Source organism: Nonomuraea terrae, assembly GCF_004348995.1.
Classification (GTDB): Bacteria; Actinomycetota; Actinomycetes; order Streptosporangiales; family Streptosporangiaceae; genus Nonomuraea; species Nonomuraea terrae.
In genome coordinates this window covers 1-12,707 of sequence record NZ_SMKQ01000247.1, presented here as the reverse complement: position 1 = coordinate 12,707, position 12,707 = coordinate 1, and the positions used below count along the sequence as shown (strand labels likewise).

General features: G+C 68.1%; 8 protein-coding genes and 2 pseudogenes. 5 read left to right on the top strand and 5 right to left on the bottom strand.

The genetic code is table 11. The annotated features are described in order from the left end of the window. Positions 1 to 92: 92 nt before the first annotated feature. From E1286_RS41570 to E1286_RS41560, 3 genes are all read left to right on the top strand, one after another. Positions 93 to 1,145: a sulfite oxidase gene (locus E1286_RS41570; RefSeq protein ID WP_165970156.1), complete on the top strand. Its 1,053-nt coding sequence runs from the start codon at positions 93 to 95 to the stop codon at positions 1,143 to 1,145. 159 nt (positions 1,146 to 1,304) lie between these two features. After that, entirely contained in the window at positions 1,305 to 1,943 is a 639-nt protein-coding gene (locus tag E1286_RS41565; RefSeq protein ID WP_132621966.1) for an HD domain-containing protein, read from the top strand. A gap of 757 nt (positions 1,944 to 2,700) precedes the next feature. Further along, positions 2,701 to 3,024, top strand: coding sequence for a hypothetical protein (locus E1286_RS41560; RefSeq protein ID WP_132621964.1), 324 nt, complete (start codon positions 2,701 to 2,703; stop codon positions 3,022 to 3,024). Between the two features lie 263 nt (positions 3,025 to 3,287). Here E1286_RS41560 and E1286_RS41555 read toward each other — a convergent pair whose 3' ends face one another. From E1286_RS41555 to E1286_RS41545, 3 genes are all read right to left on the bottom strand, one after another. Further along, complete coding sequence (locus tag E1286_RS41555; protein ID WP_132621962.1) at positions 3,288 to 4,346, bottom strand: tyrosine-type recombinase/integrase; 1,059 nt, start codon at positions 4,344 to 4,346, stop codon at positions 3,288 to 3,290. A 200-nt stretch (positions 4,347 to 4,546) separates the two neighbouring features. Then, on the bottom strand, positions 4,547 to 5,701 hold the full coding sequence (locus E1286_RS41550) for a macrolide family glycosyltransferase (protein ID WP_132621960.1): 1,155 nt from the start codon (positions 5,699 to 5,701) through the stop codon (positions 4,547 to 4,549). A 67-nt stretch (positions 5,702 to 5,768) separates the two neighbouring features. After that, positions 5,769 to 7,244: an MFS transporter gene (locus tag E1286_RS41545; RefSeq protein WP_132621957.1), complete on the bottom strand. Its 1,476-nt coding sequence runs from the start codon at positions 7,242 to 7,244 to the stop codon at positions 5,769 to 5,771. 170 nt (positions 7,245 to 7,414) lie between these two features. On the opposite strand from E1286_RS41545, the gene E1286_RS41540 reads away from it, so the two are divergent. After that, the gene (locus E1286_RS41540; RefSeq protein ID WP_132621955.1) at positions 7,415 to 8,104 is read left to right on the top strand and encodes a TetR/AcrR family transcriptional regulator; all 690 of its coding nucleotides are present in this window, start codon (positions 7,415 to 7,417) and stop codon (positions 8,102 to 8,104) included. A 519-nt stretch (positions 8,105 to 8,623) separates the two neighbouring features. On the opposite strand, the pseudogene E1286_RS52260 reads toward E1286_RS41540, so the two are convergent. Both E1286_RS52260 and E1286_RS41530 read right to left on the bottom strand, forming a co-directional pair. Next, positions 8,624 to 11,533: pseudogene (locus E1286_RS52260) on the bottom strand (Tn3 family transposase). Positions 11,534 to 11,834: 301 nt separating this feature from the next. Then, on the bottom strand, positions 11,835 to 12,422 hold the full coding sequence (locus E1286_RS41530; RefSeq protein ID WP_132621953.1) for a TetR/AcrR family transcriptional regulator: 588 nt from the start codon (positions 12,420 to 12,422) through the stop codon (positions 11,835 to 11,837). Between the two features lie 87 nt (positions 12,423 to 12,509). Here E1286_RS41530 and E1286_RS41525 point away from each other — a divergent pair. Then, a pseudogene (locus E1286_RS41525) lies at positions 12,510 to 12,707 on the top strand (cytochrome P450); the annotation flags it as partial.

Here is a 12,707-nt window from a genome sequence, read left to right as displayed (position 1 = left end):
AGCGGCCAACGCCATCGATCACGTCCTGGCTTGGTCACACTTCCGGCGGCTTCATCAGACACGCGCTCTGATCAGCCACTACCGGCGACGCGGTGACCCATTCCCAGCGGACCTACGAATGTAGTACCGGGACCGGTCTGGACTACGGGATTCGGCCGGACCGCATGCCTGGCTACATCACCCCGATCGACCGCTTCTTCCTTCGCAGCCACGCACCGACCCCCCATCTGGACGCGGCGAGGTGGTCGCTCCGGATCGAAGGAAGTGGGGTACGCGAGCCGATCACGTACACCTACGCCGATTTGTGGGATCGCTTCCCGCTGGTCTCCATGGTCCGGACGATCGAGTGTGCCGGTAACCGCCGTGTGCTGTTCGGCGAGGCTTACGAACGCAAGTTCGAGGGGACCCAGTGGGGCCGCGGCGCGATCGGCACTGCCGAATGGACCGGCGTCCGGTTGCGCGACCTGCTCGAACCGGCGGGGATCACCCCAGGAGCCCGCGAGGTCATGCCGGAGGCGCTCGACGAGGTCCAGACCCGCCGGCCCATGCCGCTGGCCAAGGCGCTTGCCGACGACACCCTGCTCGCGCTGGCCATGAACGGCGAGCCGCTGCCGCTCGATCATGGGTACCCGGCTCGGGTCGTGGTGTCCGGATGGCTCGGTGCCGCCAGCATCAAGTGGGTGGGCAGGATCGAAGTCTCCGAACATCCGCTGCATGTTCCGTGGAACACCGAAGACTACGTACTGATCGGTCCGGACTACCCTCCGCAGGCGCCCTCACTCGGTATGCCGATCACCGGCATGCCGGTGGCGAGCCTGGTGGAACTGCCCTGGCCGGCACGGCTGCGGCCGGTACCGCAAGTCGTCCGGGGGCGTGCGTTCGCGGGAGAGAACCGGGTCACGGCGGTCGAATACCGCATCGACGAGGGTTCCTGGCAGGAGGCGTCCCTGGCTCCGCCGGAGATACCGGGCGCGTGGGTACGCTGGCAGTTCGGCTGGGATCCCGAACCCGGCGATCACACCATCCGGGTGCGCGCCACCGACGACCAGGGCCGTACCCAGCCCGACACCGTCCCATGGAATGACCTGGGCTACTGCTTCCACCCGGTGCTGTCCCACCCCATCCGAGTCGAATCCACGACCTGAGGCCGTATCAGGGCTCGGAAAAAGGCGGGCGAACTCCAGGTGCCCCTTGGTGAGGGGCCTTTCACATGTGCGCGGCCGAGAGGACTCGAACCCACAAGCTTCTGATGCAGATGGACGCGCCGTCCACTCGCGACACCGAGACCAGAAGGGGCACGGCTCATGACCGAAATCATCGCAGGAGTGGAGGTTCCCGAGACGGAGGCGGTCGCCGAAGCCACCCGCCACATCCGGGAGATGACCAGCCCCCTCATCTTCCATCACTCCCGGCGTACCTTCTTCTTCGCCGTGCTTCACGCTCGCGAGGTCGGTCTGCGGCCGGACCCGGAGCTGCTCTACCTGTCCGCCATCTTCCACGACCTCGGCCTGATGACGCCCTTCTCGGACGTGGAGCAGCGCTTCGAGCTCGATGGCGCCGACCACGCACGCAAGTTCCTGCTCGACCGGGGTTTTCCGGCCACGGCCGCCGACGTGGTCTGGGAAGCGATCGCGCTGCACAGCACGCCGAGGATTCCCGGCCGCATGGGCCCGGAGATCGCCGCCACGTACCACGGCGTGCTGACCGACGTGCAGGGCGTGGGCTTGGACAAGCTGGATCGTGGCGTGGTGGACGAGATCACCGCTGTTCATCCGCGCGGCGACTTCAAGAACGGGTTCCTGCAGGCCCTTCTCGAGGGAACCAGAGACCGCCCGGACACCACCTTCGGCACCATTAGCGCGGACGTTTTGGTGCACTTCATTCCCGATTTTCGTCACGTCAGCATGGTCGAGCGCGTCATGGGTTCGGCCTGGCCGAGCTGATCGGGACATCGAAGTGATCGGAACTTCACAGGGAGCCGCAGCGCGGCCACCCTCTGGCGTCCGCCCTGCATTGGAGCGGGACCGTACATGGATGCGCGGTGTTAGGACACGCGGTGGGACGAGAACTTGGTGCCCTTGCTGTCTGCGGGAACCTTCTGGTAAACGGTCGCGCCGCAGTTGTCGCACGTGGTGGGGTCCCAGTCGAGTAGCGCGGTGAGGTTCCCGCAGTCGGCGCATTGAATGGCTGGGGTGTCGCATCGTTCGCATCTGCCGGCCGTTATCGCGGAGCCGTCGCCTTCCTCGTCGGGTCACTTCGCCAGAGCGACTGATCCGTAATCGCAGTTGTCGGCTGGGCAGCTTCCCCTGACGGTTCGTGATCGTATGGGCAGGCGTCTTCCTCGACTGGGGCGGAACTACCGGGGGGGCAGACCAAGTACGAGAGAAAGGGATAGTCACGTCGCTGACCAGGACGATCACACGGTCCCGTCCAGCGGGTCGCACGGCCACGATGGGTGTGCTCCAAAGCTGACGATGGCCCGACACGATGCGGGTCACTCGTCGTGTTGGCGGGTCGATGGTGTCTCTCAGGCGGTGGCGGGCTGGAGGAGTTCGATCTCCGGTCTGCCATTGCCCATCAGCGCAGGTCAGCGAAATCTGAGCCAAACTCCGGGGCTACATGAGCCCCGGCAAGGTCTCCGACGTCGAGAGCCGTGCCGCCCAGCGGCGCCGGAAGCGGGCATCACAGTGATCACTGTGCGTGCGCGATTTTGTCGGCTCCGTGACGTACAACAACTTCATGGACACCTTCGACCCGCTCGTGACGGCTGACTCCAAGCGCGAGCTCAAGCAAGCCGAGTTTGATCGCCAAGTGGACCTGCTCAGGCCTCTGATGAACTGGGATCCGGCTCGCCGGAGCTGGCAGGTGCGGCTGAGCGGCGCGCACCCCGAGCACGTCAGCAGCGTTCTGACCACCTTGTTCGAGGCCCCGCGCCTGTACGGCACCACCGTCACGGTGCGTCCTGCGCCCGCAGTTCCCACAACTCCCGCAGAGCCCGTAGAGGTCGCGAAAGCCGCGGGGTGAGGTCGCCGGGCCCGGCTGATCGAGTGGCGGAGGGCTGGCGCAGCTCGATCCGGTGAATCGGGCCCGGCAGGTGCGCGCACGCTGGGCGCTGTGGCCATATGCCGACGCCAGCGGGTGGCGGACGATCCCGAGCCCGGCGACGACGCGATGCCGGCGACGTCACGATGTGGCTGAGCGATTCAGCGGGTGCGGGTTCGCCGCCCCGGCCTGCACGCTGTTGGATCTCGCCCCGGACGCGTGACGGAGAGCCTTCCCTGCGGGAGTCATGTCCGCCCGCGGTTGCCCCGCCGGAGTGGGTCGCGCGCGGCGACGTGGGCGGCGACGGCGTCGACGCCCGGTTTGGCGTAGCGCTCCAGGGAACGTACGGAGGCGTGCCGGGAGCGGGCCAGCAGAGTGGGGGTGTTGGTGCCGTCTTCCGCTTCATGCGTCAGGGAGGAATGACGGAGCTGGTGCAAGGTCCACCCGCCGCGTGCCTCGAGCTCGGCGGGGTCGGTGATGCCGGGGTGCGCCAGTGGCCGGGTGAGTGTCTCGAACAGTTCGGCGGCGCGCCGGTACGACAGCCGGGCCCGCCCGGTGGTGGGGCAAACGTCGTCGCTGGGGGTGCGGGCGGGCGCGCGGCGGTCGGTGAGGAAGACCGGGCCGCGGGTGCGGCCCTTGAGCAGGCGGGGCAGCAGTTGGGCGGTGCCGGACTGCCAGTGCACCCAGTCGATGGTGCCACCCTTGGAGGTGACGCGGCCGCGCTTGTCGGCCAGCAGCAGGTCCTCGATGTCGAGGCAGAGGATTTCCTCGGCCCGGGCGCACGTCTCATACAGGGCCTTCCACAGCGTCCGTTCCCGCAGCGGCGCCTTCGCCGTGAACAGGGCGGCGATCTGCTCGCGTGACAATGCCCGGGTGCGGTCGGGCGGCGCGGGACGCCGCTCAATGCCGATGATCGGATTGCCGGCCAGCCAGCCGCGCTGGCGCCACCAGGCGATGGCGGCCTTCATCACTGACAGCTCCCGGTTGACGGTGTCGGCGTCGACCAGTGCCGCCCGCCGCGCGAAGGCATCGGCGAGCGCCTCGGCCGCCGTCGGGTCGTCGAGCGCGGCGAACGCCGTAGCGGGGGGAGCGGCGCCGCGGCGGTCGCGGCCGAGTGGCGGCTGCTGCCCGGTGGCCAGCCACGCCCAGGACAGCAGCGAGATCCGGTAGACGCGCCGGGAGGAGGTACCGATCCCGGCCGAGCGGAGATACGCCTCCACGGCGTCGGCGTAGGTGGCCGGCCGGTCGGCGTGCAGCGGAAGGACAGTGGCAGTGCCCCAAGACGTGGGCACGAGCTCACTCATGATCACGCCTCGCGGGGAGGGTGCTGTCGGCGTTGGGCCGTCCATGACGATCACCTTCTATCTGCCGCAGTAAATGCGTACACCTCGCTCATGATTACCGGAGGGGGTGATCCAGCTCAGGATGGCACGGCGCGGGCGGCTGCCGCAGTAAATCCGGTATTTACTGCGGCAGGGGTTGGGCGTGTGTCCCGGCCGCGACCTCACCTGGGCAGGCGGGCCTCGATCGCATCGGTGGCGCGGAGTGCGCCGCCCGCCGCGCGCACGTCGTCCTGCATGGCGCGGAGCCGCTGCCGGGTGGCGGGCTCGTCGAGCAGGCCGCGGACGGCTTCGCGCAGGTGTTCGGCGGTGGCGTCAGCGGGAGCGAGCGTGGAGCCGAGGCCGAGGGCAGCGATGCGGTCGGCGGTGGTCTGCTCTTCGGGAGTGTGGGGGATGGCCACCATCGGCACGGCCGCTGCCAGGGCCTCCATCGTGGAGTTCATGCCGGTGTGGGTGACGAAGGCGTCGGCGTGTGCGAGCACGGCGGGCTGTGGGACGTGCTGGTGGGCCTCGATGTTTGCGGGCAGTGGCCCGAGATCGGCGGGGCTGATGCCGCGGCCCACGGACATCACGACGTGGTAGGGCTCGTCGGCGAACGCCTGGATACAGGTGTGGAAGAAGTCCGGGCGGCTGATGATCGTGCCCAGCGAGACCAGGACCAGCGGACGTCCCGGGGGCGTCCAGTCCTGCGCGGCGGGTAGCCGGGTGGGGCCGACGAACGCGTAGCGGTCATCGAAGGTCTCGTTGTGCACGTGGAAGGACTTGGGCTGGTAGACGAGGTTGAACTCGGCGGGCTTGTAGAAATCATGCAGTTGGAGCGGGGGGATGCCGTGCCGGCTGAGGATGGCGGCGAACAGGGTGTCGAACTCGGCCTTGACGGGGCTGGCGGCGAACATGCCGACGATGAACTTCCCGAAGTCGTAGCCCTCGCTGGCGGCGTGGGCGGACCAGGACTGGATCCTGGGGAGACGCCACTTGGCAGCGAGCATCGGACCGGCCCAGGCGAGCCAGTCGTTGACGATCAGATCCGGCCGGTCGTCGGCGTATCCGGCCTCGATCTGCGGCAGAACGTGCTCCAGTTGCTGGAGCACGGCGAGGGTGGCGCGTGCGGCGGCGTCCATGCCGTCGATCACGATGGTCTCGGCAGGGCGGGGCTCATAGGAGATGACCTCGGCTCCGGTCGGGCCGATGCGTTCGGCCATCGACTCATCGGCGGGAAAGGTGACGCGGTGGCCGCGCTCGACCAGTTCCCGGGCGATCGGCAGGAGGGGGTTGAGATGACCGGACTCGGCGAGGCTCATGAAGGCGAGGTGGGCCATGACGGATCTCCTTGACAGTGAGGGTTGAGTTGCCCGATGCGGAGGGTCGGTATCGGGCGGGTGGATGTCAGGCGGGGTCGAGGGCGCTCGAGCTGCCGGCGAGGCGGCGGGTGAGGATCTTGCCGGGCAGGCCCAGGCAGAGCGCGGCACAGATGAGGAAGGTGCCGATCGCCCAGGGGGCCGCGTGGGTGATGGCACCGGTCAGGCCCCGGCTCGCGTGGGTGAAGAAGAGGTTGCCAATGATGGCGACGCCCAGGGCACCGCCGAACTGCTGGGCGGTGGAGAAGATGCCGGAGGCGCCGCCAGCGAGGTGCTCGGGTACCGCGGTGAGGACGATGTCGACCAGCGGCACGACCACGAAGCCGAGGCCGATGCCGGCAACGAGCAGACCGGGCACCAGCGGCCAGGCCCCGGTGTGCCAGGGGGCCGCGCCGTTCACGGCGCACTGGACCCAGAGCAGCCCGCCGGCCATCAGCAGGTTCCCGATGACCAGGATGTTGCGGCCGATCTTGGCGACCAAGGTGATGACAACGGGGGCGGAGATGAAGGAGCCGGCGCTCATGGCGATCATCAGCACACCGGCCTGGCTGGGTGTGTAGCCCTGGCCGGTCTGCACCCAGATGGTGAAGACCAGGAAGAAGCCGGACATACCGGCACTGAACAGCAGCTGGATCAGCAGACCCGAGCCGAAAGCCGGCCGCTTGAAGAGCGCGGCGGGCAGCAGCGGGTGCTCGATCCGGCGCCAGGACTCGTAGCCCACCAGGGCGGCAAGGGCCAAGACACCGCCGGCCAGGCAGATCCAGCCCCACAGCGGCCAGCCGTTCGAGCGACCCTCCACCAGCGGCAGCACGATCGCCACCAGGCACAGCGCGAGGATCAGGTTGCCGGCCACATCGATGCGTCCGCCGGTGCGTTCCCGTGAGGTGGGGATCCACTTCGCGCCCAGCAGCAGGACCCCGGCGGCGATGGGAATGTTCACGGCGAAGATGGTGCGCCAGCCCCAGCCGAACAGGTCCCAGTCGGTCAGCACCCCGCCGAGCAGCACGCCCGCAGCGTTCGCGACGCCCGCCGTGACCCCGAACAGGGCGAAGACCTTGCCGCGCTCCGCGCCGTCGAACATGGTGCGCACCGAACCGAGCACCTGCGGCAGCAGGGCCGCGGCGGCCACTCCCTGCAGCGCACGGGCGGTGATCAGATGGCCCGGGTCGGAGGCGATGGCGCTGCCCGCGGACGCCAGGGCGAAGCAGGCCACGCCGGTCAGGAACAGCCTCTTGCGGCCGAACCGGTCGCCCAGATGCCCCGCGATGATCAGCGTCGCGGCGAATCCGAGCATGTAGGCGGATACCGTCCACTCCAGCTCCGCCGGCGAGGCGTGCAGACTACGGCCGATGGACGGCAGGGCGGTGTTCACTATCGAGGCGTCGATCAGATCCAGCAGCGCCGCGATCATCATGACGATCGCGGCGGCCCACCGCTTCGGATACGCCGCCGGTGCTACGGCGGCGGCCGTGGGCCCGGCCGCTCGGTCACTCGCATGGGACATGACCACTCCTTTGAAGACACCGCCTGGCTCTCAGGCGGCAGCGCCGAAGCCCATCCGGCACGGAGGCACACCGTCGAATCAGCGACCCACGGAGCAGTATCAATCTTTCGAGTAGAATAATCAAACTGAGATTTGATTAACTCGTTCGACGGTATGACAGAATCAAGGTCATGGCCACACAGCACACGCCCCAGGACCAGGAACCGGCCGGGCGGCAGCGGACCAGGCGATCGCCCGCCCCACACGAGCGGCAGCGCGACGCTGAGCGCACCAAGGCACGCATCCTCGATGCTGCCGTGGAGGTGTTCTCCGCCAAGGGCTTCGACCGTGCCCGGGTCACCGACATCGCCGAACGCGCTGGTGTGAACCAGCAGCTCATCTCCTACTACTTCAACAGCAAAGAGGGCCTGTACCGGGAGATCGGCCGCCGCTGGCGGGCCTACGAGGCCGAGACGATGCCCGACGATCTGGACTTCGCCGAGCAGATCAAGCACGGCGTGCGGGCGAGCGTCGACCCCCGCCTCGGCGGGCGCCTGCTCGCATGGGACGGCCTCTACGACACCGGCGAGGACGATGAGGAGGCGCGGGAACGCAACGCCCAGTTCCAGCACGAGGTGCAAGTGCTGCGCGAGCGGCAGCGCGCCGGTGAGATCGACGATCGCTTCGACCCGGCCGCGCTGATCCTCATCGGCCTAAGCGCCGGCAACGCCCTCGCGGTCTACCCACACCTGGCCCGTGGCCTGTTCGACACCGACACAGTTTCACCCGAATTGGTCGAGCACTACGCCGAACAACTCGCCCAGGTGATCAGCTCCCTGTCGGCAGTAGCTCCACCCCGCGTGCCGGACTCTCACAAATAAGTCCCGACCCCCGGTTCCTGGACGTTGGGATCGCAACCCCGCCTTCGATCAAAGGGAGAGGCGCGAAAGGAGAGAGGGGTGCTCCCGGCGGCCCGCCACCCGATCCACCACAGTAACGGCAGGTCGCCGGGAACGATTTCCCATCATGCGGGCATAGGACTCCGCCAGGTCGTCCCGCCCCCGGGTTACGGGACCTGCAGGCCGGTTTCTGGAACGCTGAACTGCGTGAACGCCATCGGGAACGAGGGCCTGGCCGACGGCGCGCCCGAGCGATCGAACCGTTACCACTTGACCGCCAACCGGTCACTTTGCTCGCGCAGTCCCCATGGCCCAACCGCGACGTCGGGATGTGCGACGGAACGGAAACGTACGCCAGCACCTCTCCATCAATGAAGATCACGCGCTAGCAGTGAACTGGGAAAACGGGCTTAGCGTATGTTTTTGTTCCTCCACACTCCGAGGGCCGGAACGCGCCGCCCCGGTAACGCTCGCCAACGGCACATCAACCCGCGCCCGCGATCAAGCGGCCAGTTCGACGTCGGTGAAGTCGACCTCCTTCAACAGGGGATCGAACGGATCCGGCCGGTGACGTAGCTCGTCGGTGGCGTACGCGCCGAAGCGGCTGATGTGGGCGCGCAGGTAGGGTGCGATCTGGCCGAGCTGGTCGGCGGTGATCTGCCAGTCCTCGGCGACCAGCTGCCGCACGATGTCGGAGATGTCCAGGGCGTTGTGGAAGACGACCAGGTTGGCCAGCAGGGTGTTGAACTTGATCAGTTTTTCCTGCTCTTCGGGGTCGTTGTCGGCGAGCACGCCGCCGAAGCCGAGCCACTTGGAGAACCCGTTGTAGGACTCGACCTTGTTGGTCGCCGCGGTGACGCTGCGCCCGCAGCGCGGGGTCGGCCAGATAGCGGAGCAGGGCGACGGTACGCACGCTGCGGCCGACCTCCCGGAAGGCCTTATCGATGCGGTTCTTGCGGGAGTTGGACCGCAGCCGCCGCATCAGCGTGGCCGAGCTCAGCCGGCCCTCGCTGATGGAGATCGCCACCTGCATCAGGTCGACCCAGTGCTTGTCGATCAGCATCCAGTCGATGACGTTGCGACCGCTCTCGCCGAACAGCTGGTCGATGTGCGGATAGGCGATCTTCTCCGAGGCGCGGAAGAAGATCAGGTCCTTGAAGTTGCGGATGCGTGGCATCAGGTCGAACCCGAATAACGTGGCCAGGGCGAAGACCGGGAAGTTCTGGCCCTGGGTGTCGGCGTGCACGGTGGAGGGCTGGACGTCGGAGGTGTTGGCCAGCAGCCCCTCGATCAGGTGCACCGCCTCCCACACCCCACACGGGATGAACCGGGAGAACAGCGCCACGTAGGTGTCGGAGATGTAGTGGTAGGCGATCCCGCCGAATCCTCCCGTACCGGATCGAAGTCTCGGCCAGGAGATTATCAATGTAGGTGTCCACCTGGGTGCCATCGACGGCCACCGTGCTGCCGTCGCCCCATGCCTTGACCACGTCCAGGTCGGCGAAGACGTTGACCACATCGGCGATCGCGGCATTCAGCTTCTTCAGGCTGATGTGCCGGTTGCGGACCATGGACAGCTCGCGGGCGGTGACGCCGGCGATGTGCTTGGCCGCCTCGTACGGGCCGATGTTGATACCGCCGGTGAACACCGCCAGCGAGTACCGCCCCAGCTTGTCCTTGATCTTGGCGTCGGAGCCGGAGGCCGGGCCGAAGTGGCGATACCAGGTGAGCCAGTGGGCGGTGCGCGCGACGATCGACAGCAGTGAGCGTTCGGGCATACGCCGTTCGATCTCGGTCGCCAGCCGTTCGGCCTCCGCATCGGTGCCCTTGCCCCGCCGGCGCTTGAGGGTGGGCACACCACCCTCGTCGATGACCAAGTCGGCGTTGTCGAGGTAGCCGGCGTCCAGATGCGCGGCCGCACTCAGGTGGACGTCCTTGAGATGGGCGACGAAACCGGCAGGCGTGTCGGGCAGCCCGACCTTCTCGCAGAAGGCGGCCAGCTTCGACTGGCACTCTTCCCAGGGCAGCAAGTGGGCGCCCCAGTCGGCGTACTCGTTCGAGCCGAGCACCGCCACATCGCCGGTGCGCAGTTCCTCGGCCAGGTAGCAGAACACCATCGCCTCGAAATGCCGCCGCGCCACCATGCCGGGACGGCGCCGGTCGGTCACCGCGCGCCGCCAGTTGCCCGAGGCGAACGCGATGCCCGACTCCGGCTCATCCTCCTCCACCGCCGGGGGCAGCGGGATGAAGTCGCGCCGCTTGGGTGAGTGCTCGCGGGCGTGCGCCAGCGCGGCCAGCACCGAATCGTCGCTGGAGGTGGCCTTCAGCCGCAGCTTGCCCGCCAGCTCGAACAGCGCCGGCCGGTCCTTCTTGAAGAACCGGTACACCAGCAACTCGTGCGCGTCACCGTGGAAGGCGGCGACCTCCTCGATGTCGGCCAGCTGGGCAGCGAACCCGCCGGCCTGCTCCACCGCGGCCCGTACGGTCTGCACGGTGTGGGTCTGCACCACGAGCGCCGACAACATCTCGCCCAGCACCTGGACCTGCCCAGCACCCGCCGCGCACGAGGTCACCGCCTCGACGGCCCGCGCCACCGCCTCGCGTCCGGCGGCCGAGGTCTCGCTGCCGGGGTCGAGACGTTCCAGCACCTGACGGTAGGTGCCGATCAGCCGCTCGCTGGTCGCGCGCTGCCGGGCGCGGATCTCCTCCAGCTCCGCCTTGGCCCGTTTCACGTGGGCGGCCATCCGTCACCTGGTCACGAAATCGCGACCAGGTGGCCCGCTGGGCGGGTTTCTTGAGCCGGTTGAACGTCGATTTGCCGTCCGGCCCGACGACGAGCAGACCCTCCATCCGGGCTCGGCCGGCCTCGCCCATCCGCTGCAGGATCGTAGCGAAGATGGTGGCGTTCACCTCGGCGCGGATGCTGGTGGCCAGGTCCTCCAGCGTCGTGTATCCGAGCAGTTCCAGCCGAAGCCGGAGTAACTCCTCGATCGCCACGTTGATCAGGTCCGCCGGGTTGTTCTTGGCCTGGGCCGCCTTCCGGATCACCGCCGCGGCGATCGCCCGGGCCCGGCCCGCGTCGTACTTCACGCCCTGACGCTGGCGCACCAGCTTGCGATGCGCCTTCGCGCTCGGGGAGGACCCGTGGTCCGGCCAGACGTCGTCGGCCAACTCCAGGCAGCGCCGGACGTGGTCGATCACCACGTCCGGGATCTCGTCCGGGGACGGGAAACGCGCCATCTTCTGAAAGCACTTCAACGCCAGCACCAGCGCGAAGCACGACTCGGGGCTGCCGGTGCGCTGTTCGGCCCAGGCCACCTCTTCCGGTGACGGCGTGAAGAACACGTGCAGCACCCGCGCCGACGTCAGCCGCTTGAACTGCGGGTAGGCGGTCCGCTCGATCCACGTCATCCCAGGCCGTCCCTCGCCTCGATCGCGGCATTCAAGACGCCGAAACCGTAACGGTGATCAACCCTGCCGAACGACCGTGTTCATCAAACCGCATCCAAACCCAAGCGGAGGGTCACATCATCCGACAAACGAACCCTCTGAGCAGCGCCTCAACCCCCCACTATCCCTTTCTCCCGTACTTGGTCTGCCCCCCTCTAAAGATCAAACAGTTACTGGAGCGACTCGCCTAACGGGACTTTTCGTTCCGATGCTCGTCATGCCCCGTCTCAGGTCGCCACGAAAGCCTTGCCGGGGCGGACGGTCAGGTCAGCGGGAGGCCGGCTTCCAGGTGGGCCAGGGCCTGGTCGGCCTCCGCCAGGGCGTCCATTCCCGGATCACGTACCCAGGCGAACCAGAGGGCCACCAGGACGCCCGCGATCGCTCCCGTGATGTTGCGGATCTCCGGGTCGTCGGGCTCGCGGCCCTCGCGTGCCGCGAGCGTCTCCTGGAGGGTCCTGATCTCGCCGGTGACGCCCTTGAGGCTGGCCGCCCACAGCTCCGGGACCGTGGCCATGAGCCTCTCCCGTTCCAGGCTGTCGGCGCGCTCCTCGGGCGTCTGCGCCTCGACCGCCGCCCGCAGCGCCCGGCGTACGGCGCTCACCGGGCCGAGCTCGGGCGGCAGCGCCCGGAGCGCCTCTATGAAGGGCGGGAACTGGTCGACCAGCACCAGATCCTCTTTGGTGGCGAAATAGCGGAAGACCGTGCTCGGCGCCACCTCCGCCGCCTCCGCGATCTGCTCGACCGTCGTGGCCGCGTATCCCTGCTCGCGGAACAGCCGCAGCGCCTCCTTCTGGATCGACGCCCTGGTCTTGGCCTTCTTCCGCTCACGCAGGCCCGGTCGGTCGTTCATGACTTCGCATTCTGGGCGGTGCGGCGCCCGGACGTCCACGCACACTTTCTGCTAGCCAGCTCTCAAATGAGAGTCTACTCTCAAAATATGCGACTTCCCGAGCACCGCGACCCGGCATGCCCCTTCGACCCGCCGCCCGAGTTGCGCGGGCTGCCCGCCATGACCCGCCTGGAGTTCGCCGACGGCCATCTGGGCTGGCTGGCCACCACGATGGCGGCGGCCAGGGTCGTGCTGGGCGACCCCGGGTTCAGCGCCCGCCAGGAGCTCAAACACGTCCCCGTACGC